The organism is Aquamicrobium defluvii (assembly GCF_004363725.1).
Classification (GTDB): domain Bacteria; phylum Pseudomonadota; class Alphaproteobacteria; order Rhizobiales; family Rhizobiaceae; genus Mesorhizobium; species Mesorhizobium defluvii.
The window spans coordinates 1-19,860 of record NZ_SNZF01000004.1 but is presented as its reverse complement, the minus strand read 5'-3'; the positions used below and the strand labels follow the sequence as shown (position 1 = coordinate 19,860).

Sequence of the window (19,860 nt, the reverse complement as noted above, 5' to 3'; positions counted from 1 at the left end):
CGCATTGTCAACACCTGCGTCTCGCGCTATCGGATTGGGGACATGCTGAAACCCGCTCACCTTGGTCCACTTTTTCTTTGCTGCCTCTTGCTGTCGGGCGCCGGCTGCGCGCGTACCGACGACGGCACCGTGGTCATCCCCCGGCAGGTCGATGCAAGGCGCATCTGGGACAAGGGGCCCTCCGGCACCCGGACGCCGCCCGTTGAAAGCGGCTCGAATGTCTTCCCCGTCAGTTCGCCGCAGTACGTCCGCGCGGCCCGACCTGCGCGTGCAAGCGGCCGGGGCACGCCCGCCAGCCCTGCCGCGACGACGCCGGCCGAGCCTGCAGCACCGATCTCCTGCGGTCCCGCGACGGATGCCGGGGGACGTGTGAGAATGGTCTGCAACTAGCGCCTGCACCGGAATTATCCTGGGGGAGATGTCGATCGAGCTGCACGCCCTGCGATAAACGCGCCTCTGCCCGATGCGCGCTCATCTCCGGATCGTGCGCCGTCAGCGTGACGCCACCTGCAGCATCCGGCAAAGCTGGGCGAATTGCGCATCATATGCACCCGGATTGCCGAGGATATCGATGCACCTCTTGCGCAGCATCCGGACGTCGCTTGCCGGCATGTTCGCAACCACGGCCGGCAGACTGGGGTTCACACCCGGATTACCCGGTGTGCCGGGCGTACCCGGCCGGGTCCCCACGCCAATCCCGACGCCGGCAGATATGCCGCTTCCCACACCGAGCCCAACTCCTGCTCTTACGGCATTTGCGCCGCCCACGCTGGCGCCAAGGCCGGCATTGACGCCATTCCTGCCGCCCACCGAAGCCCCTGCGCCGACACCGAGGCCCTTGCTTGTTCCGACGCCGGCACCGGCATTGACGCCCCTGGACCCGCCAACCGAAACGCCGACGCCAAGGCCGCCGTCCCGGCTGTCCACGCTGACGCCAGGTCCTCTGCCGCCAATATCCAGCGCCTGCGCGGGAAGGCTCAGCGCCACCGCAAACACGGATGAGCAAGCCAGCTTCACCAGCATTCCTGTCTTCCTCGATACGGGCATGAAACCTCCTCCTTGCTTCGTACAGACAAAGTGCCCCGGCAGGCCGGACTTTCCTTGCAAGAGGAATTGTTCGCCCCAAAACTCAACGAACCGGCAATAAAGATGAATCAACTTTAGCGGTTACAATATCACCACCGCGGAATCTGTCCTGAGACAAGCGCTTCGGCAGAGAAAGCTGTTTCAGAACAACGGCATGCGCCAAAACAGAAAGGAGCGGATATAAAAACCGCGATGCGCTTCAGGTCTTGCACACGGAAGCACAGGCAACAACCGTCAGCGCTCCGATTACCTTGATATGCTCGATGACGACATAGAATTCCATCGTCCTGACAGGCTCCACCATCGCCCAGAAATTATGGGCGAGCGGGATCGTCAGCGCGGTGAGGACGGCAAGCGCTCCTGCGCCCAGCCATGTCCAGCGATTGAACATGATGAGCAGCGATCCGCCTATCTGGACGATGATGTGGCGATGTTGAAAAGCCAGGCGGGCTCCAGTCCGAAATGCACCATTTCGCCCACACCGGCATTGAAATCGATCAGTTTGGCAAGGCCGCCCGACCAGAACATGAAGGTAAGTGCAATACGGGCAACATATCCGAACCAGCCGGAACCCAGTATGTTATGGATGATCTGCGGCATCGTCAGTCCCCGCCCCGTTGCCGCCCGCATATGATCACCGGCTTATGCGTGCACAAGCCCCGCTTTCAGGCCCCACGTTCAGACCCCACGTTCAGACCCCACGTTCAGACCCCGCGTTCAGGCCAGCCGGAAGTTCCAGAACAGGCAGGCAAGCGTCAACACCGCAAACCCGGCAAAGGCCAGACTGCGCAACAGCACGTTGCGTCGCAACGTATTCAGCCCGAGATGACACCCTACGATCGCCAGCGGAAACAGGAAGCGCCAGTCCAGCAGATTGCGCAGGATACTCGTCTGCCCGAAAGCCCAGCGCGCCAGAACGCATCCGACAATCGCCGCAAGAAGCGCGATCGCCGTCCACATCAGGGCATCCGCTGCATTGACCAGCACGAACCCCGCAGCCTTCAGCGGCAGCAGCATCATCAGCATGGCGCTGAAGAAATATATGGCCGCAATCGGAAAGAAGTTCTGTGCGGCGGCAATTTCATCCAGCCGCCGCACGCCCACCATGCCGAACGGATAGCCATGGCGCGCGACGGCCAGGCTGAGCGCCATCAGGACGCCGCTCAGCGCCGCAATCAGAACGAACGAAGTGGCAGCCTTGCTCATCGCGAATCCATGCAAACGAAACTCTTACGGTCTGGTAGCGCAGCACCGCCCGGGGCGCCAGACAAAGGAAGCCGCCACGGCACGGCTGGAGCCAACAGATTGCGCCCGACTTTGCCCCGCGAAAAAAGCGGTGCAAGCGGGCTGCTTTCATACTGTGGAATCGTTGTCCGGCCCGGGGAAGAATACCCGGCGGACTTGCGTCCGGAGCAGCCCGCGACCAGAAGGCTGCCAATGTCCAATCCCCTGGTCGTCGGTCTGTCCGGCAATTTCCCGAGGCCGTCCACGACATGCGCTTTCGTGGAACATATTGCCGGCGCGAGATCGGCAGCCCGGGTTCTATTTTACACGGCGCACCGTTGCCCGCATCTTCTTCATGGGAGCGACAGGCATTTGGGCGTCCCGCGCCAGGCGGGCCGCTCTCAGTCGCTCAGTCTTAGTGTCCCGCTTTGCCGCCTCCGCGTTCATGATTGCCCGAACGTTTCTGGTGATCTCGTCAGCCTTGGCTTCCTGCTTGTTAAGCTTGGGCCGAAAAACAGCGTCAATTGCAGCCTGGTTCATAATCAGTCTCCTTGAAAATGAAAAAGGCCGGGAAAACCCGACCTTCTCCTAAGCGCCTCGAAGGCCAGTGCCAGTACATCCGTGGTCAAAGACCCGAAGCGCAATTCCTTAAGCGGCCTGAAGGTTCTCGGCAGCGCTCTTGCCGTTGCGATTGTCCTTCACGATGTCGAAGCTCAGCTTCTGACCTTCGACAAGGCCCTGCATTCCGGAGCGCTCGACAGCGGAAATATGCACAAATACGTCAGCGCCGCCGCCGTCCTGCTCGATAAAACCGAAGCCCTTGGTGGAATTGAAGAACTTCACTGTTCCATTGCTCATAACGATTTCCTTTCAAATCGGTATAGAAGATCGCCGCCTGCCCGAATGACAAACGTCGTAAAACACGAATTTGAAGGGGAATATCGTAAGAGCGACGAAGCGCGAAACAAAGTTCTACAGCAAGTTCGATAAGCAGATACTGGAGAACAATTGTGTCCAATGCAAGGCTGTAATTTTTATAATTGAAACGCACATCGACTCCACGGTCGACACAAACCCGAAGGCGCGTTGAGGGAGACCAGCCGATACCCCTCAGGGGCGGGGAATGGCGTCCGCTTGGCTTTTTCACCCCGCATATTTTGCAGCAGTTGCTATCAGACGGTCAGTTGAATCCTAGATTTGATCCAGAGAATGATCTGCGTGCGTTCTTCCTTCCCGGCACGAAGATAGCCGCTCTGTTCGAGGTGAAGGTGCCAGGCAGTTGATTTAACTGGTACGCCCAATCCTGGAACCCGGGTGCCGGGTCTCGTTCCCGCCCGTCTGGCTCCATCGGATTATCATCGCGCGTCGTGGCAGCCTAGGGATCTGCCGAAGACCATATCGTATGGAGGCCGGAAAGATGTTTCGGAATAGCGGCAGGAAATTGCAGGGCGAATCCTTCGATCTCTCTGAGACACAATACGTCTCTATGATCGCCGATGCGCTGAAGTCAGACCTCGGGCCTAGCCACATCGCCACAAAAACTGTCATGCGTTGGACGGGAGCAAGCGAACGCAGCGAACGCTATGGCTCAACGGAGAATATGGTCCGGGCGGCCGCCACTTAGTCATGCTGGCGCACGGATCGGACGCAGTCCTCAAAGGGTTTCTTGCGCTCGCCGAACGCGAACACTTGGAGCTTGGCCTAGAAGTGGCGGCCGCCAGATCGGCCCTTGCTAGGGCAAAGGCAATAGTCGACGCCATCGTTCGCACAGATTAGCCGGCCAAATGCAATGACGTTGTGCTATCCAGCGTTCTCGATGCGATCTATCGCCTCCGCTTATCTCCCGTCGACCTTTGCAATAGATCGGCCGCCTCCACATCCAGCGCGATGGCCAAGCGGTCAACAACATCGATGCTGGCCGCATATAGGCTCCGTTCAAGGGCGCTGATGTAAGTCCGGTCAATGTCGGCACGGTGGGCCAATTCCTCCTGCGAAAGGCCTTTGGCCCTTCGTTGCAATCGCACATTTCGCGCCAGCACCTCTCGTATGTCCATGCCAACGAGAGCGCCGCAATGACGAGTATTCTACCACGGTGTATTTACGTCAAAATCGTGCTAAGCTAATGAAATCACGTAGAAGCGTTATGAGCTGTTACTGGTTAGAAACATTCGAAAGGCAAGGTGCGGTGGAAAACGTTCTGATAGGTTTGGCGCTGATTGCATTCTCGGTCTGGTATTTCCGTCATCTGACCCGCCGCGACAGGGCGTTCAGGAAGAGCCGGTTCGAACGCACGAACACCCACGGCGTTCTCGAATTCGAGAATTACGAGGAAGCCCGGCGCTTTGAGGTCGAAGAAGCCAAGATCGGCGCGCTCTACAGACTTGGCGTAGGTGTCGGCATTGCCATGCTGGTCGGCGTTGTTTTCATCATCGCAACCGTCGGGCCGCTGTTTGAATGAGATGGTCGTCACCAATGAGAATGACAAGTTTCATCCGGGTTTGCATGACCGTCTCGCTTCTGCTGCCCGCCGGGGCGCTGGCTCAAGCCGAACGGCCCCTCGATTGGCTTCCGGCGACTGGCAGCGAAGGGCCGCAAACGACGATCACGGTCAGGCGAAACCTCGGCACCGCGCAGGCTGAAATCCACGCCATCGTCACCGAGGAAGCAATCGGCGAAAACTGCGCAGCCTTTGGCAGTCCCGACCCCGCCAGGGTCAAGGAATGCGTCGATGCGACCTTGCAGGACGGGACCTATTCAAAGCCCTATGTCGCGAAAGCCGATTGTCCCGCACGGCGTATCTCAACCTCGTGGGGCGAGACATACCAGCTTGTCGGCTACGATCCAGGGCGCACCGGAGTAGAGGCCGTCCTGTGGCGCTCCGATGCTGGCGAGGTGTTGGACGGCAGCAATGCGAGCAATGCCGCTGGCGTTACCGGACAATTCGCCATCCTGTGCCTCGGCGGCTATCGTTCAAGGGTCGAGGCTCTGGCCCGGGAAATCAGTTCGACCGCAATTCAGGCTGATCGTCGGCAAGGCAAGGAAATCTCCCTCCCCAAGACAGGTAAGCAAGTGGCCAACCTTCCCAAAGCGTTTCGCGGTCTGTGGGGACAACCGGAAGCCTGCGTTGCATCGCGAACCGGTGCCGCCTCCGATCATCTTGCCTTCAAGGTCGAGCCGAAATCTTTCGGCGACTTTGGCATTTCCTGCGAGGTTCAGCAGGCTCGCCAACCTTCTCCCAGAAAGATCGTGGCGCTTGCACAGTGCTCGGAAGAGGGCGGCCTGGACGATGGCGACGACGGGCAACGCCTCGTCACCATGACGCTCAAGTCCGGGAAACTCGTTGTCCGGTTTCAGCATGTCAGGGTAAAAACCGACATCGACATGGAGTTTCAGGATTACACGGTGACCTTGCCGCCATGTCGGTAGCCGCAAGAAACACGAGAGGTCTTCGACGGGCAGTCAACCCCGGCTCCTCTCCACCACGACAGACAAGACATGACCTACTGGTACACGGCCGATCCGCATTTCGGCAACGACAACATCATCAGATTCTGCAACCGGCCATTTCGCTCCGTGGGCGAAATGGATGCCGCCATTGTTTCCAATTTCGCTTCTCGCGTGCAGGCGGATGACGATCTATGGGTCGTGGGTGATTTCGGCTTCGGACGCTAGGCCGGAAGTGACGGCTATCTGGAAGGCCTGTTCATTCGATCCCCGGCCGCAAGCATCTGATCGTCGGCAATCATGACGACGAGCGGGTCAAGGCGCTGCCATGGAAAACGGTCGAGGATATAGCCGTTATCAAGGACGGCGACCAGCGCCTGACGCTTTGCCATTATCCCATGATCACATGGGAAGGCGCGCGCAAAGGCGCGATCCAGCTTTTTGGGCATGTTCATGAGAGGTGGCGTGGAACCCGCAACAGCGTGAATGTTGGGGTCGACGTATGGGATTTTCTACCGATCTGTCTTGGCGACATTCTCAAACGCGCGAAGGCCCAGGCTAAGAATGTCTACTGGCCGCAGGTCGAGCGCGGCCCGGAATTTTGAGAACCATGCGCATCTGGATCATGTCCGATCTGCATCAGGAGTTCTCCGAGCTGCGATGGCGGCCAGCGAAGACGCCTGATCATGACGTGCTGGTTCTCGCTGGCGACATTGATGTTACCTGCGCCAAGGCCATCGAATATGCCAGAGCGCTTTCGGACAAGCCGATTGTCATAGTCGCCGGCAATCACGAGTTCTATGGCCAGAACCTTGACCGGCAGCTTGCCGACGCGCGGCAAAAGGCTGGCGCAATCGAGAATCTCTTCTACCTGGAGAACGAAACCGTTGTGATCGGCGGAACGCGGTTCATCGGCTCAACCCTCTGGATGGATTTCGAGCTCCTTGGCGAACCCTTTTCATTGCAGTGTCAGCGGGAAGCCATCAAGTACATGAACGACTTCCGGATGATCGAGGTCGAGCCGGACGAAGTCGACCTGACAGGCCCCCAGCGCCACAGCGGGAAAGTCTATTTCTCGCCACGGCACACTGGCCGCCGGCACGACATGAGTGCTGCTTTCATCCAGACCGAGCTCTCACAGCCGTTCGACGGGCCGACTGTCGTTGTGACGCATCATGCGCCGCACCGATACTCGATTCCGGCGCGACGACAGAATGGCCTGCTGTCGGCTTGCTATGCATCAGACCTGTCCGATCTGATGCTGTCAGGGCACCCGGACCTTTGGGTTCATGGTCATGTTCACGACCCCGTCGATTATGAAATCGGCCATTGCCGGGTAGTATCGAACCCGCGTGGTTATCCCGGCGAGACTGGAAGCTTCGAGGAGGGTCTGGTCATCGAGCTGGACGCACGCAACGAAGACCGGCCTGCACCGACGCTAAGGCCCTCCCGCAAGGCGATCAGCCTGGACCGCTTCTACGAGATTGTGAAAGGCACGGGCGCAGAACCGACGACGATTGAACTGGCGGCCGCAGGAGCCTGGGTGGAACACTACTATTCGACGCTGCGTCATGGTGGCGATACCCAGCGGATGGCGAATCATCTCGGCATGAGCATCAAAGACCTGGCCGAGCGCTTTGACGAACTAAATCCGATCACTGGTCCACATGAGGCGTAAGCCGACAATTGCACCTCAGAATGTGAGGCGCAACGGGTCTGATGAAGCACGTACGTCGAATTCACTTGGCATCACGACACAAAAGTGATGAATCTGTCCGACTACTGAGTACATACCCGGAACTTTTATCTATTTGATGGTGGACGCGACTGATTTTTCGGTTTGAGGTAGGGTTGGCTATATTTCGCTGCGAGCGTATTTGCCGCTGATTTTGATTCTCTTTGCATGTCCCTCGCTCGCCAACAGCGCCATCGCCATTGCGGCAAGGACTATCACCCCCAATCGTTTCATGTCTTTCCTCCATCTGATCCGCAGCCAATGCCGTCATGAGGAAGACACTATCCGTTATCAAGAAATTGATCTGACCTGTCCTGCGAAATCACTGTGATCGGCAGGAGAAGCGTGGGTTGCCAGCTCGTCAGCAGCCAGATGGCAGCGTATGAACCCGTTGTCCGACACCTGAACAGGCGGTCGGGTCTCGGCGCAGAGACTGCCTACCTGGCGGGGACAGCGGCCTGCCAGCGGGCAGCCGACGCCAGGGATGGCCTTTGATACCGGAAAGGCGGGCGGCCTAGAGACGTAGTGGTCCCTTCGAAGGCCGGGGGCTGCCTCCAGCAGCATCTCAGTATAGGGATGGAGCGGGGCGTCGAGCAGCGTGGCAATATCGGCGAGTTGCATGAGTTCGCCACGATAGAGCACCGCCACTCGATCTGCGAATTCCTGCACCACGGCGAGGTCATGCGAGATGAAGAGCATGGCGACGGCATGCTTTTCCTTGAGCGAGCGCAGGAGCTCGACGATCCTTGCCTGCACCGAGACGTCGAGGGCGGAGAGGATTTCGTCGCAGATCAGCAGCTTGGGATTGACCAGAAGCGCGCGGGCGATGGCGATGCGCTGGCGCTCGCCGCCGGAGAGCTGTTCGGGAAAACGGTCGAGATAACCGGCATGCAGGCCGACATTTTCGAGCACGCTCTCCAGCGCCTTTTCATCGACTTTTATGCCGAAATGATCGATGGGGCGCTCCAGAATCGAGCGGATGCGGCGGCGCGGATTGAGCGAGGCGTCCGGATTTTGGAAGATATATTGGATTTGCCGCAGTTCTTCGACCGACCGATCCTTGAGGGCCGGTGCAAGGGCCGCACCATCGAGGCGGATGATGCCGGTGCGGGGTGGCAGGCGGCCGCTGATCGCCCGGGCGATCGTCGATTTGCCGCTGCCGGATTCGCCGACGAGCGCGACCACCTCGCCGGCGTACAATTCGAGGTCGATGTCGCGCACCACGGACGGACTGGTCCGACCGAGCAGCCGGTCGAAAAGGCCGGGGCGTCCATAGGAGAGATTGAGATCGGCGACCGAAAGCAGGCGTGCCGGCTCCCCGATGATCTTTTTATTTTCGCGCTTCACCAGGACTGGGGCTTGTGGTGCCACGACATCGCGCCAACGCATGCAGGCGACGGAGCGGGCATCCGTGACCGGTTCGAGCACCTGCGGCATGGTGCGGCAGGCGGTGGTAGCGAAGTCGCAGCGCGGCTCGAACTTGCAGCCGGTGGACATCTGGTCGCGGCGCAGCACACCGCGCAGGCCCCGGCCCTGCCGCTCCGCGCCGTCCGTGGTGGGGATGGAGGCGATGAGGCCGCGCGAATAGGGGTGCGCCGGGGCTGAAAGTAACTCTTCGCAGGGTGCGACTTCTACGAGCTGGCCGGCATACATGACGCCGACGCGGTCTGCGATCTGGGCGAGCAGAGCGAGGTCGTGCGTGACATAGAGCATCGCCATGCCAATGCGGGCGCGCAGATCGGCGAGAAGCTGGATGATCTGGCGCTGGGTGGTAACGTCGAGACCGGTCGTCGGCTCATCGAGCACCAGGAGGTCGGGATTGCAGGCAACGGCCATGGCGATCGTCACGCGCTGCTGCTGGCCGCCGGAGAGCTCGTGCGGGTAGCAGTGGCCGACATCGGGCAGGCCGACGAGGGCGAAAAGTTCGACGATGCGGGCCTCCATCGTCATGCCCTGCGGCAGTGCTCGGTGCGTGGCGATCATCTCGCGGACCTGCGTGCCGACGCGCATGCCGGGGCTGAGAGAGGTCGTCGGGTTCTGCGGCACGAGCGCAATGCGGTCACCGCGCAGGCGCGTCAGGGCGGTTGCGCCGAGCTTGAGGAGGTCCGTGCCATCGAAGATGATCTCGCCGGTCTGCACCAAGCTGTTGATCGTACCGTAGCCGAGCAGGCGATAGGCGACGGTGGATTTGCCACAGCCGGATTCCCCGACAAGGCCGAAGGCTTCGCCGCGGGCGATCTCGAAGGAGACGCCCTGCACCACATTGGTCCAGCCGGCCGCGCCACCATAGGCAATGTTGAGGTTGCGGACTTCGATGAGCTTTTGCATGTTCTTACGCTCCCGCGACAGGCCGCTGGCCGAGCATGCGCGATAGGCCGTCGGTGAAGAGGTTGAAACCGATGACGAGGGAGGCAAGGCCGAGGCCGGGCCCGAACACCGTCACGGGCGAGGCGATCAGGAGGTTGCGGTTCTCGCTGATCATCAGGCCCCATTCCGGCGTCGGCGGGCGGATGCCGAAGCCGAGGAAGCCGAGCGCGCCGATGAGGATCGGCGCATAGCTGAGGCGCAGCGAGAACTCGACTAGCAGTACGTTCGCGGCGTTGGGAAGGATTTCCCGGAACACGATCGACCAGGTGCCTTCGCCGCGCAGTTCCGCCACGGCGACATATTCTCGCGTCGCGATCTCCATGGCGGCGGCGCGGGCGATGCGGGTGATGCGCGGCGCATAGACGAGGCCGACGACGAAGACGATGAGCACGGGCGCGCCCGCAAGCGCGGGGCCGGCGGCGATGATCATGACCAGGGCCAGCGCCAAGAAGGGAATGCTGATCATCGCCTCGACGATGCGCTGAGTGATCTCGTCGAACCAGCCGCCGACATAACCGGAGAGCAGGCCGAGCGTCGTGCCGGTGACCATGCCAAGCATCGTACCGGCAAAGGAGAGTAGCAGCACGATGTGCGCCCCATGCATGAAACGGCTGAAGACGTCGCGGCCGATCTGGTCAAGGCCCATCGGGTGCTGCCAAGAAATGCCGGAGAGCGGCAGGCCCGCCCCCATTTCGGCATAGCCGTAGGGCGTCCAGAAGAAACCGAGGACAGCGAATAGGCCATGGGCGACGAGAATGACCGCACCGACCTTGAACGGGCCGGGCGTTGCGCGCCAGAGGTCGACCTTGAAACGTCGGGACGAGATGAAGGTGGCGAGGGTCATCGGCTGATCCTCAGGCGCGGTTGCAGCAGGACAGCAAGCACATCAGCCGCGAGATTGGCGGCAACATAGACGGCGGCGCTGATCATCACGGTTGCCTTGATGAGCGGAATGTCGCGCAGTTGCAGCGCGTCGATCAGCAGCGTGCCGAAGCCGGGATAGGAGAAGACTCGCTCGACGATGACGACGCCGCCGATCAAGAAACCGAGATTGAGCGCCGTGACGTTCAGCGCCGGCACGATGGCGTTCGGAAGAGCGTGGCGGAAGAGCACGGCGCGAGGGCGCAGGCCCTTCAGTTCGGCAAGACGCACATAGTCCGATCGCAGCACCTCGATCAGGCTGTCGCGCAGCACGCGGATGGCGTAGACGGCCATCATGATGGCGAGCGTGACGGCCGGCAGCACCATGGCGCGCAGCATTTCCTGCCAGGTGCTATTTTCCGAAATGGTCGCGAGCGCCGGCAGGATCGGCACGGCGACGGCGAAGAGGAAGAGCAGGATCGTCGCCAACAGGAAATCCGGCAACGAGAGCAGGAGCAACGTGATGACGGAAATGACGTTATCGATCATCTTGCCGCGATTCACCGCCTGGATGATCGCGGGAATGAGCGCCAGCACGAGGTAGATGGCGAAAGCGAAGAGCGAGAGCAGCAGCGTGTTGACGATGCGCGGGCCGAGCACGTCGGCGATGGGACGGCCGGTGGCGATCGAGGTGCCGAGATCGCCGCGCAGGAAGTCGCCGAGCCACTGGAAATAGCGCACGAGTGCGGGCTGATCGAGGTGAAGCTGGCTGCGCAGCACCTCCAGCGCCTTGGCGGTGGCCTCGCGGCCGAGGATGCGGGTGGCGACGTCACCCGGCAGCGCTTCGAGGATCAGGAAGATCAGGATCGAGACGAGGAGGAGCGTCAGGGCCGAAAACAGGATCCGGCTGGCGAGAAGGCGAAAAATGCTCATGTCGCGTCGAGCCCCACGGAGGAAAGGGCGGCCGCTGCCGTCACGGTGTCGGGAATGAAGGCGGCGTCGGTGTCAAGATCGCCCTCCCAGATGTACAGAAGCACAAGTGGCCGTTCCGCCGAAAGCGTCGCATGCGGCAGCCACGGCGGATGATGGATGATCGCATCCGCACCATGGCCCGTCCAGCCCACCGCGCCGGCGCGCCAGAAGGAAGGACCGGTGACTGTGTAGTAGAGTTCGTCGGCCGGGTGATGGTGCAGCGGATAATGGGTTTTCGGGCCCAGGAACATCAGGCCGAAGGCGATCTCGGGATCGCGGATCAGTGCGGGCGGCCCGCCCTCCGGGCCGCAGATGACGCCATAGCCGTAATTCTCGCCAAAATCGCGGCTCGGCGGATTGGCGAGGTAGGTCTTGCTACGGGTGATGTGGATGGCGGGCAGGAGGTCGCCGAGTGCCTGAGCGAGCGGCGACCGGGTGGCGTGGGAGGCCAGTTCGGCCTCGCACGCCGCCTGAATCGGCACTTGGCTCGGCGATGCATCCTTCACCGGCGGCAGTCGCTCGGCCAGCCGGCGCAACCGGACGGCGTGGGACCGGGAAACCGGCCGCGCATCGCGATCGAGCGCATCGGCGAAACGGTCGAGAAAGGTTTTGAGGGCGGAATCGGTCATGCAACTGTCCTTTTCCACGGGGCGGTTGCCCCGTGGGTGTGGATGGTCTCGGGAAAGAAAGGAGGGCGTTTATTCGCCGCAGGTCAGCGCGGCGTAGTCGATGCGGTTCACGTCGACATTCGGCGCATAACCCGTGCAGCCCTTTCGCAGGCCGGCAACGGCTGACGTGAAGACCGGCAGGATCATGCCGCCTTCATCCGCCACGATGCGTTGGGCCTCGCGGTAGAGTTCGTTGCGCTGCTTCTCGTCGGCGGTCTGGCCGGCCTTGACGACGAGCGCGTCGAAATCGTCGCGTTTCCAGTGCGTCTCGTTCCATTCCGACTTGCTGTTCAGCGACAGCGTCAGGGCTTCGGCCGGCGGGCGGGCGCTGGTGTAGGAGATGACGGCCGGCTTCTTCAGCCAGATCGTGTCCCAATAGCCCTCGGCCGGCGAGGTGATGACGTTGACGCGGATGCCGGCCGGTGCCGCCATCTGGGCATAGACCTGAGCGAGCAGCATCATGCCGGGATAGGAATCCGAGGTGTAGAGATCGAAGTCGATGCCATCGGCATGCCCTGCCTCGGCCAGCAGCGCCGTCGCTTTCTCTATATCCGCCGCCTTTGCCGGAGTTCCGAGGCCGAGCGGCGAGGAGAGCGGGATCGGCGTATCGGCGCCGACCTCGCCATAACCAAGCAGGACGGTGTCGAGGATCTTCTGGCGATCCATCACCAGCTTCAACGCCTCACGGACCTTGACGTTGTCGAAGGGCGGCGTGTCGGTCCATATGGCGAGGTAGAGCGAGGTCGCGCCCGGCGTCGCGACCAGCTCAACGGCGGGATTGCCCTTCAGCGTGATGAGGCTCGCCGGATCGACGGTCAGAGACAAATCGACGCTGCCTGAGAGCAGCGCGGAAAGGCGCGAGGTCGGCTCCAGGCTGGTGGTGATTTCGAGACATTCGGCCTTCGGCAGATCGGCGCGCCAGTAGTCGGGGTTCTTCCGCATCACGCGCACGGCGCCGTTGATCGTAAAGGTCTCCTGCATGAAGGGGCCGGTGCCGTTGCCCTTGACCCGGAGGTCCTCCGACTTGGCGTCTTCCGGCACCATCAGAGCATATTTGGTGGCGATCAGCATCGGCAGCTCGACGACGGGCTGTTTCACCTTGAAGCGTACCGTATGATCGTCGACGGCGGTGATGCCGTCGGCATCGAGGAAGGCGAGCGTCGAAAAGCCGCCCGGCGAGACGGCGGGATCGAGAAGGCGGCGATAGGAATAGACGACGTCCTTCGCGTCGAAATCCGAGCCGTCATGGAATTTCACATCCTTTCGGAGGCGGAAAGTCCATTCCGTCGCGTCGGCATTGGATTCCCAGGATTCGGCAAGCGCCGGCACCGGCTGCATGGTGTTGCTGCGGTCGACCAGCGGCTCATAGACGGCGCGGATGTGGTAGACGCTGTCCGTGCCGATCAGCGCGGCCGGATCCATAGTCTGCTTCTCGCCGTCGGATTCATAGCCGAGCACACGCACGCAGCCCTGTTGCGCAGAGGCTGGCGTTGCGGAAAGCGCACAGGCTGTCATGGCCACGGCGAGCGCCGCGCCCTTCAGAAGATGTCTCTTCATTTCGGTTCCCCATTTTTGGATTATGCCCGAGTATGAAAAGAGGTCCGCAGTCTTGCAAACGATTAGATTTAACGTCTACATGAGTAAAATTCATGTGGGTTATGAGCATGGTCCGGCGCACTCTGCCCCCCCTGACAACGCTGCGGGCATTCGAGGCGGCGGCACGGCTCGTCAGCTTCAAGGCGGCGGCGGAGGAACTCCGTGTCACGCAATCCGCCATCAGCCACCAGGTCGCCTCGCTGGAGCGCAGTCTCGGCACACCGCTGTTCCTTCGCCTGCCAGGACGGGTAGAATTGAACGAGGCGGGAGTGATCTATTTTCCCGTAGTGCAGGACGCGCTCGACAAGATCGCATTCACCACCGATCTCATCCGCCAGAACAACGCGCCAACCTCGCTGACCGTGCAGGTCTATGTCACGGTCGCCGTGCGCTGGCTGATACCGAGGCTCCAGACATTCAAGGAAAAATTTCCAGAGATCGCCATGAACCTCGACGCTAGTCTTCTCGACTGGGAATTCAACCCCGATCGCGCCGACGTCGGTTTCATCTACACGCGGGCGCCGAACCGACCGAACCTAACCTATACGCTGCTGCGCCGCGAGCGGCTGGTCGGCGTCTGTTCGCCGGCGATCGCCAAGTCCATCACGGGTCCCGACGACCTGCGGCATTTCTCGTTTCTCTCGGTCAGCGGAAATACGGAGGACGCCGCGAGCTGGGCGGCGAGCGTCGGGGCGTCCGGCCTCTCGCAAAAGTCCTCGCCGCTCTTCGACAGCAACCTGCTCGCCATCGAGGCGGCGGCCAATGGGCAGGGCATTGTTATTGTCCCCGAGTTCCTGGTCGAAGGCGATGTGGCCAATGGCACTCTCGTCGCGCCGCTCGCCTCGGACCTGATGCAGCCCGGCGGATGGTATCTCGTCCATCTCGAACGTCGCGGTGGGGAAAAGGCCATCCGCAAATTCCTGCAATGGATTCAGGGGCAGGCATAGGGGCGAACGGAAATTGGCCCGCAACAGTTCCTTGCGGGCCAATAGATGCGACAGGTACATGGGCTTTAGCGGCGGTTTAATCCGTCAGCGCGTGGCCCTTCAGGAATTCAGCTCCGGCGGCGATGTCCGGCGTCATGGATCGATCATGATCCAGGAATGGCACTTTCTGCCGGTAGGCATCGTGGAACGCGGTCGTCGCCGTCGAGAGTTTGCGTTCCGGGGCTTCCTTGAGGCGAAGGTCCGCGGCCTGCGCGGCGTGCATCGTCTCCATCGAAAGAATAGTGAAGCTGTTGTCGATTTGCACCCGCACCCGCTCTATGACGAAAGGCGCATTCGTGCCGACGTCCTCGACGCCGCCTGCGATCGGCCGGGAATCGAATGAGGTCGGTTGCGCCAGCGCCCGGTTCTCTGTCGCAAGCGCCATCAGCGGCGCTTCGACCACGAGAAACGCGTGGTGCGTGTTTTCTGTGCCGAGATAGCGTGCCAACTTGGTGTGGGTCGGATTGTTGAGCTTCAGCACACGCTCGGACGATGCCGTCGTGTGGTGCGCCAGCACAATACCGAGTTCCTCAAAGGCAATGACCCAAGGAAGCGGCTCGAAATTCGCTGTCGGAAGCACCGCGCCGCCATCGACATAGCCCTGTCGGGCCTGCGGGAGATCCGATTTCGGCTCGGCATCAACGGCGATGCCGGGATTGTCGTCCGAAGAGTTGATCTGGATTTCTACGAGCGCCTTCGTGCGTGACAGGCTGTCGGCAAGGCTGCCAAGCAGGTATGGCGCGGTGCGGAAACTCAGCGGGTCCTGGAGGATGCGCTCGTCATCCGGTTGCCACAGGTAGCTGCCGTCGAGCACCGTACGCAGTTCGGCGGTCGAACTCAGATGGCTCGGGAACGGCCGGAGTTTGGCGACATCTTCGAGAAGAGGAGAGACGTTGCCGTTCAGGCCTTCGAGACTAAGCGCATAGACAAGGCGTGAGGCCGAGAGCAGCTGTTCCGCATCGTGGACGGCGATGGCCGCAAGACCGGCGGCATAGGCGTTAGAGCTCAGGATGGCCAGACCGTCCTTGCCGAAAGGCTTCAGCGGTTCAACGCCAGCGGCCTTCAGACCCTCGGCGGCCGGCATGCGACGACCTTGATAGTCGACTTCGCCTTCGCCAAGCATCGCAAGGCCTATATGGCTGAGCAGCGTCATATCCGCCTGGCCGACCGAGCCGCGCGACGGCATGATCGGCGTGATGCCCTTGTTCAGGAAGGCGATGAGCATTTCGGCAACGTGCGGCTGAACGCCGGGACCACCGGTCAAGATATTGTTGAGGCGTACGGCCATTGCGGCACGCACGACAGGCAGGGCAGTATCAGGGCCGACGCCCACGGAATGCGCGCGCAACAGCCCCTCATTGAATTCGCGCGATGCCTCCATGAGCTCCGGCGTGAGCTCGCCCGTGGCATCGACCATCTTGCGGTCCTTGTTCCAGCCGACGCCGACGGTCAGGCCATAGATTTCCTGGCCTTCCTTTGCACCTTGCAGAAGTACCGCATAGGCGCGGGCTACCCTGTCGAGGCTGTCGTTATCGACCGTGACCGCCTCGCCATTGGCGACGCGTACGATCATTTTTGGCGTGGCGTCCCGGCCATTCAAGGCGACATCGGCCATGGCTGTATTGGACAAAAGCAGGCAAGCGCCCATGACACTGCGGAAAAGGCTGTTTGTTCGCATCCGGTTTCCCCTCGTTCTTGAGTGCAAGGGACTATCGAGGCAACAAGAGCTGGCCGCAAATGATGAGATTTAAACTCCGCATGAATGAAATTCATGCGGGCGGCTAAATAGAAACACGCCACCGACCGGCCATTGAATCAACGTCCTGACCATCAGTTCGATTCTGCAAAGACCCTCACAAGTCACCGATTGCCGCACAGATCCATCTCCAGCCCCGGTCAACCCGAAGCTGCGATTTTGTCCAAGTCGAAGAACGTGGTGGGACCACGGTGGTTGTGGTTGACGGCTGGCCTGACTGAGAAAGATGCTCCATTAAAAGAGAGCAAGGGAAGCTCAATCATAGAGCTGGGTGCCTTTGAACTAGGAGGCGTTATATGCCTTCGCGGTCGGCAAGAGCCCAACAATCAGATTCCTTACATGATTTCTGAGGCAGCCAGTTACGGTTATCAGGCAAACCATCTTGAAGCACCTCGCGCCTAGCGCGGGCGAATCTTCAGCTTCTCCGCAAGGAACTGTGCATCCGGTAGGCGGCTTATCAACGGGAATAGTACGTCGATAGTACGCTAAATCTCTCAGCGCAGGTGTGTTAGAGGTAAAAATATAGCGATTTCAATCAGTTAACTGGTACGCCCAAGGGGAATCGAACCACTGTTTGCGCCGTGAGAGGGCGAGGATTTCCGATAGTTTTCATCCATCCATGTCTACAAATATCCAGCAAATACATAGTGATAGCGCATAACTGTCCGCTCTTGTCCATCCACGTGCAAGCGTATATATTTGACACTTATTTGATGACTTGGAGATTGGACGGATGGCAAGGACGCTCACGGAAGCGGCAATAACGACATGCAAGGCGCGTGAGAAACTGACAATCGGGACGCATTGGCGAGCCATCGACGGCATTAACGCACATATTGGCTACAGGAAGGCCAAGCGCGGCGGACGATGGCTGGTTAGACACTACGTTGGTGACCAGCGTTATCAGCAAACCACGCTTGAGAAAGCGGCCAACGATGTAAACGACAAGCCGATTGCCGGGCTGCTGACTTTTGCCGAAGCGGTTAAAGCGGCACGTGCATATGTTGAGAATGCTCGGAAGGATGCAGCGGCGGAAGCTGCCGGGCCAGTTCTCACGGTGCGCACGGCTGTCGAGCGATATATCGCGACGCGCGATGCACGAGAAGCCGCACGTGCTGGTCGCGTGGTCAAATCGGACGCTCACAGGCTGGCGCAACATGTGCTGCCGACCGACGATGCGCCTAAGAACCTAACCGACGATGACCTCGTCAAATGGCGGGCGGAACAGGCAGCGCTTAAAGCACTTGCCGAAAAGCCGCTGCACCGGCTCACGAAAGACGATCTGGCAAGCTGGCGGGCCGGATTGACTGGCAAAACCTCAACGCGCCGCCGCGTGACAAACGATTTCAAGGCGGCGCTCAATGCAACCGTGCCGGATGAACTGAAACCGATCATCGCGGCAGGCCTAAAGCAGCCAACAACCGAGCCGTCCGAACCGGTGGCGCGCGACAATCAAATTCTGACCGACAATCAAGTGCGCCAACTGGTTCAAGCGGCAATTGCTGCCGATGACGATCTAGGGCGTATGGTGGTGCTATTGGCGGCAACCGGCGCGCGCTTTTCGCAGGTGATCCGGCTGCGAGTTGGCGACGTACAGCCCGACCGGTCACGCGTCTTGATGCCAGCCAGCCGGAAGGGACGTGCGCAAGACTATGAGAAGCCGGCAATTCCGATCCCGGTCGGTCAGGACGTTATCGACGCATTGCAGCCTGTCATCGAAGGTCGCGGACTGAGTGAACCTCTGCTAGAGCGCTGGCGGCATGTGCAAGTTGGCCCGGCAGAGTGGGAACGGGACAGGCGCGGGCCTTGGACAGATGCGGCGGAACTGACGCGACCTTGGAAAGCGTTAGCGGCAACGGTCGGAATTGACGTGACAGCCTACAGCCTGCGCCATTCCTCCATCGTACGCGGTCTGCGCAGCGGCTTGCCTATCCGACTGGTTGCCGCGATGCACGACACCAGTACGGCAATGATTGAACGGCACTACGGCAAATGGATCGCGGACGGGCTGGAAGAATTGGCGGCACGCGCAATTGTGCCGATGGTGGCAGCGTGACGAAACATACTCGACCGTTTTTCACATCTGTCAGAAACGATATTCCGGTACCGGAAAGGAAAAGGCCCGGAATTAAACCTTATGATGCTGATGAACAGTTTATTGAAATGGCAATCAACGGAATAAATACGGCGAAATATAAAAGCGTAAATGATGCCGCACATTTAATTGCAACAGAAATTTCGACCGATAGAAATTACGATGCAATTAAAAAACGCCTCACAAGAAAAATATCATCACGTCTAAAGTAATGTAATGTGTCCTATCTCCTGACCTGAACTAGTGGTTATCTCCGGCCAAACACACTTGGACATAGGAGATAACAGCCATGAACACAGTCCAGAATGACGCGGTTGCTTACAGCGTTGCCGATGCAGCGCGCGTTAGCGGCATGGGGCGTTCGACCGTCTACAACGCAATCTCGGCAGGCGAGTTGAAAGCGCGGAAACTCGGCAAGCGGACGGTCGTGCTTCGCACCGATCTTGAAGAGTGGTTGGCCGGCGCACCGATCTACAGCGCAGAAACAAAGGCCGATTGTCCCGCAAATCGAGCCGCCTAGCGCTCATATTGCATCAATATTTGATAATTTCCGAAAAACCCTGCGTTTCCGGGATTATTTGCGCCTCATTAAGGCGCTGACGTGGGCGAAACATCCGACTTTTTAGCAGCAAGAGAAAAGCCCGGCGCGTTGATGTGGACGCAACCGGGCTGGAAAGTCACAGCATGAGCATTTTACCTTTGCCACCTACGACCGGCAACCCGTCCGTTCCGGTCACACAGGCAGATGACCGACCCGTTGACTTGTGGGGGAAATTTGATCCGCCGCGACTGCCAATCGGATTGCTTCCGGACGTGATAGAGCAATTTGCAACCATCAAAGGCCGTCACATGGGCTGTGACCCGGCAGGGCTTGCGATGACGGCTCTTGCTGTCTGTGCGGCTGCCATTCCAGACGGGATCAAGGTGCAGATGTTACGCTACGATAAGGGCTGGTGTGAGGCTGCAAGACTGTGGTGTTGATTTCCGCTGAGAGCTGACCCGGGATTTTCGCCGAGAAGTGACCCGCCTTCATGTATGGTTTGGGTCTTAGGTTTTGGTCAAGGGGCGGC

At 60.2% G+C, this 19,860-nt stretch carries 20 protein-coding genes and 1 pseudogene; 8 read left to right on the top strand and 13 right to left on the bottom strand.

Features of this window, described 5'->3' with window-relative positions:
* Positions 1-492: 492 nt before the first annotated feature.
* From DES43_RS04025 to DES43_RS03995, 6 genes and pseudogenes are all read right to left on the bottom strand, one after another.
* On the bottom strand, positions 493-1,047 hold the full coding sequence (locus tag DES43_RS04025; RefSeq protein ID WP_245264719.1) for a hypothetical protein: 555 nt from the start codon (positions 1,045-1,047) through the stop codon (positions 493-495).
* Positions 1,048-1,285: 238 nt separating this feature from the next.
* A pseudogene (locus DES43_RS04020) lies at positions 1,286-1,614 on the bottom strand (DoxX family protein).
* Between the two features lie 189 nt (positions 1,615-1,803).
* Positions 1,804-2,292: a hypothetical protein gene (locus tag DES43_RS04015; protein ID WP_035027194.1), complete on the bottom strand. Its 489-nt coding sequence runs from the start codon at positions 2,290-2,292 to the stop codon at positions 1,804-1,806.
* Positions 2,293-2,628: 336 nt separating this feature from the next.
* Entirely contained in the window at positions 2,629-2,850 is a 222-nt protein-coding gene (locus tag DES43_RS04010) for a hypothetical protein (RefSeq protein WP_035027195.1), read from the bottom strand.
* A 108-nt stretch (positions 2,851-2,958) separates the two neighbouring features.
* The gene (locus DES43_RS04005) at positions 2,959-3,168 is read right to left on the bottom strand and encodes a cold-shock protein (protein WP_035027196.1); all 210 of its coding nucleotides are present in this window, start codon (positions 3,166-3,168) and stop codon (positions 2,959-2,961) included.
* Between the two features lie 965 nt (positions 3,169-4,133).
* Positions 4,134-4,364, bottom strand: coding sequence for a helix-turn-helix domain-containing protein (locus DES43_RS03995; RefSeq protein WP_035027197.1), 231 nt, complete (start codon positions 4,362-4,364; stop codon positions 4,134-4,136).
* A 131-nt stretch (positions 4,365-4,495) separates the two neighbouring features.
* On the opposite strand from DES43_RS03995, the gene DES43_RS03990 reads away from it, so the two are divergent.
* The 3 genes from DES43_RS03990 to DES43_RS22640 all read left to right on the top strand — a co-directional run bounded on the left by DES43_RS03990 (position 4,496) and on the right by DES43_RS22640 (position 5,982).
* Positions 4,496-4,768, top strand: coding sequence for a hypothetical protein (locus DES43_RS03990; protein ID WP_035027198.1), 273 nt, complete (start codon positions 4,496-4,498; stop codon positions 4,766-4,768).
* 44 nt (positions 4,769-4,812) lie between these two features.
* Positions 4,813-5,736, top strand: a complete 924-nt coding sequence (locus DES43_RS03985) for a hypothetical protein (RefSeq protein ID WP_035027199.1) — start codon at positions 4,813-4,815, stop codon at positions 5,734-5,736.
* Between the two features lie 69 nt (positions 5,737-5,805).
* A complete protein-coding gene (locus tag DES43_RS22640) occupies positions 5,806-5,982 on the top strand; it encodes a metallophosphoesterase family protein (protein ID WP_198027512.1) in 177 nt (58 codons plus the stop codon).
* A gap of 14 nt (positions 5,983-5,996) precedes the next feature.
* Here the strand turns inward: DES43_RS22640 and DES43_RS22635 are convergent, their stop codons facing one another.
* A complete protein-coding gene (locus DES43_RS22635; RefSeq protein ID WP_208110819.1) occupies positions 5,997-6,209 on the bottom strand; it encodes a hypothetical protein in 213 nt (70 codons plus the stop codon).
* Between the two features lie 155 nt (positions 6,210-6,364).
* Here DES43_RS22635 and DES43_RS03975 point away from each other — a divergent pair, with 155 nt between their 5' ends.
* Positions 6,365-7,432: a metallophosphoesterase gene (locus tag DES43_RS03975; RefSeq protein WP_051520596.1), complete on the top strand. Its 1,068-nt coding sequence runs from the start codon at positions 6,365-6,367 to the stop codon at positions 7,430-7,432.
* 348 nt (positions 7,433-7,780) lie between these two features.
* Here the strand turns inward: DES43_RS03975 and DES43_RS03970 are convergent, their stop codons facing one another.
* The 5 genes from DES43_RS03970 to DES43_RS03950 form a co-directional block, all read right to left on the bottom strand.
* Positions 7,781-9,817: an ABC transporter ATP-binding protein gene (locus DES43_RS03970; RefSeq protein ID WP_035027200.1), complete on the bottom strand. Its 2,037-nt coding sequence runs from the start codon at positions 9,815-9,817 to the stop codon at positions 7,781-7,783.
* A 4-nt stretch (positions 9,818-9,821) separates the two neighbouring features.
* Positions 9,822-10,700, bottom strand: coding sequence for an ABC transporter permease (locus DES43_RS03965; protein ID WP_035027201.1), 879 nt, complete (start codon positions 10,698-10,700; stop codon positions 9,822-9,824).
* Complete coding sequence (locus DES43_RS03960) at positions 10,697-11,650, bottom strand: ABC transporter permease (RefSeq protein WP_133674823.1); 954 nt, start codon at positions 11,648-11,650, stop codon at positions 10,697-10,699. The genes DES43_RS03965 and DES43_RS03960 overlap by 4 nt, the downstream gene beginning before the upstream one ends.
* Positions 11,647-12,318, bottom strand: coding sequence for a dimethylsulfonioproprionate lyase family protein (locus DES43_RS03955; RefSeq protein ID WP_133674822.1), 672 nt, complete (start codon positions 12,316-12,318; stop codon positions 11,647-11,649). Before DES43_RS03955 ends, DES43_RS03960 begins: the two co-directional genes overlap by 4 nt.
* A 69-nt stretch (positions 12,319-12,387) precedes the next feature.
* Positions 12,388-13,914: an ABC transporter substrate-binding protein gene (locus DES43_RS03950; RefSeq protein ID WP_133674821.1), complete on the bottom strand. Its 1,527-nt coding sequence runs from the start codon at positions 13,912-13,914 to the stop codon at positions 12,388-12,390.
* Positions 13,915-14,021: 107 nt separating this feature from the next.
* Here DES43_RS03950 and DES43_RS03945 point away from each other — a divergent pair, with 107 nt between their 5' ends.
* Positions 14,022-14,900, top strand: coding sequence for a LysR substrate-binding domain-containing protein (locus DES43_RS03945; protein WP_133674820.1), 879 nt, complete (start codon positions 14,022-14,024; stop codon positions 14,898-14,900).
* A gap of 76 nt (positions 14,901-14,976) precedes the next feature.
* On the opposite strand, the gene DES43_RS03940 is transcribed toward DES43_RS03945, so the two are convergent.
* Entirely contained in the window at positions 14,977-16,587 is a 1,611-nt protein-coding gene (locus tag DES43_RS03940; protein ID WP_245514523.1) for an HAL/PAL/TAL family ammonia-lyase, read from the bottom strand.
* 841 nt (positions 16,588-17,428) lie between these two features.
* On the opposite strand from DES43_RS03940, the gene DES43_RS03935 reads away from it, so the two are divergent.
* The 3 genes from DES43_RS03935 (at position 17,429) to DES43_RS03925 (ending at position 19,310) form a co-directional block, all read left to right on the top strand.
* Positions 17,429-18,751, top strand: a complete 1,323-nt coding sequence (locus tag DES43_RS03935) for a tyrosine-type recombinase/integrase (RefSeq protein ID WP_035027202.1) — start codon at positions 17,429-17,431, stop codon at positions 18,749-18,751.
* The gene (locus DES43_RS03930; protein ID WP_156953490.1) at positions 18,748-19,002 is read left to right on the top strand and encodes a hypothetical protein; all 255 of its coding nucleotides are present in this window, start codon (positions 18,748-18,750) and stop codon (positions 19,000-19,002) included. The genes DES43_RS03935 and DES43_RS03930 overlap by 4 nt, the downstream gene beginning before the upstream one ends.
* Positions 19,003-19,079: 77 nt before the next feature.
* Positions 19,080-19,310 (top strand): helix-turn-helix domain-containing protein, encoded by a 231-nt coding sequence (locus DES43_RS03925; protein ID WP_051520597.1) that lies wholly within the window; start codon positions 19,080-19,082, stop codon positions 19,308-19,310.
* Positions 19,311-19,860: the final 550 nt, after the last annotated feature.

Bases quoted from the DNA above. Each gene is read 5' to 3' on its own strand.
- DES43_RS03985 (WP_035027199.1), top strand. From the start codon at position 4,813: ATGACCGTCTCGCTTCTGCTGCCCGCCGGGGCGCTGGCTCAAGCCGAA.
- DES43_RS04010 (WP_035027195.1), bottom strand. From the start codon at position 2,850: ATGAACCAGGCTGCAATTGACGCTGTTTTTCGGCCCAAGCTTAACAAG.
- DES43_RS03965 (WP_035027201.1), bottom strand. From the start codon at position 10,700: ATGACCCTCGCCACCTTCATCTCGTCCCGACGTTTCAAGGTCGACCTC.
- DES43_RS03995 (WP_035027197.1), bottom strand. From the start codon at position 4,364: ATGGACATACGAGAGGTGCTGGCGCGAAATGTGCGATTGCAACGAAGG.
- DES43_RS04015 (WP_035027194.1), bottom strand. From the start codon at position 2,292: ATGAGCAAGGCTGCCACTTCGTTCGTTCTGATTGCGGCGCTGAGCGGC.
- DES43_RS03955 (WP_133674822.1), bottom strand. From the start codon at position 12,318: ATGACCGATTCCGCCCTCAAAACCTTTCTCGACCGTTTCGCCGATGCG.
- DES43_RS03970 (WP_035027200.1), bottom strand. From the start codon at position 9,817: ATGCAAAAGCTCATCGAAGTCCGCAACCTCAACATTGCCTATGGTGGC.
- DES43_RS03925 (WP_051520597.1), top strand. From the start codon at position 19,080: ATGAACACAGTCCAGAATGACGCGGTTGCTTACAGCGTTGCCGATGCA.
- DES43_RS03975 (WP_051520596.1), top strand. From the start codon at position 6,365: ATGCGCATCTGGATCATGTCCGATCTGCATCAGGAGTTCTCCGAGCTG.
- DES43_RS04005 (WP_035027196.1), bottom strand. From the start codon at position 3,168: ATGAGCAATGGAACAGTGAAGTTCTTCAATTCCACCAAGGGCTTCGGT.
- DES43_RS03935 (WP_035027202.1), top strand. From the start codon at position 17,429: ATGGCAAGGACGCTCACGGAAGCGGCAATAACGACATGCAAGGCGCGT.
- DES43_RS03950 (WP_133674821.1), bottom strand. From the start codon at position 13,914: ATGAAGAGACATCTTCTGAAGGGCGCGGCGCTCGCCGTGGCCATGACA.
- DES43_RS03940 (WP_245514523.1), bottom strand. From the start codon at position 16,587: ATGGGCGCTTGCCTGCTTTTGTCCAATACAGCCATGGCCGATGTCGCC.
- DES43_RS03945 (WP_133674820.1), top strand. From the start codon at position 14,022: ATGGTCCGGCGCACTCTGCCCCCCCTGACAACGCTGCGGGCATTCGAG.
- DES43_RS03960 (WP_133674823.1), bottom strand. From the start codon at position 11,650: ATGAGCATTTTTCGCCTTCTCGCCAGCCGGATCCTGTTTTCGGCCCTG.
- DES43_RS22635 (WP_208110819.1), bottom strand. From the start codon at position 6,209: ATGAACATGCCCAAAAAGCTGGATCGCGCCTTTGCGCGCGCCTTCCCA.
- DES43_RS04025 (WP_245264719.1), bottom strand. From the start codon at position 1,047: ATGCCCGTATCGAGGAAGACAGGAATGCTGGTGAAGCTGGCTTGCTCA.
- DES43_RS22640 (WP_198027512.1), top strand. From the start codon at position 5,806: ATGACCTACTGGTACACGGCCGATCCGCATTTCGGCAACGACAACATC.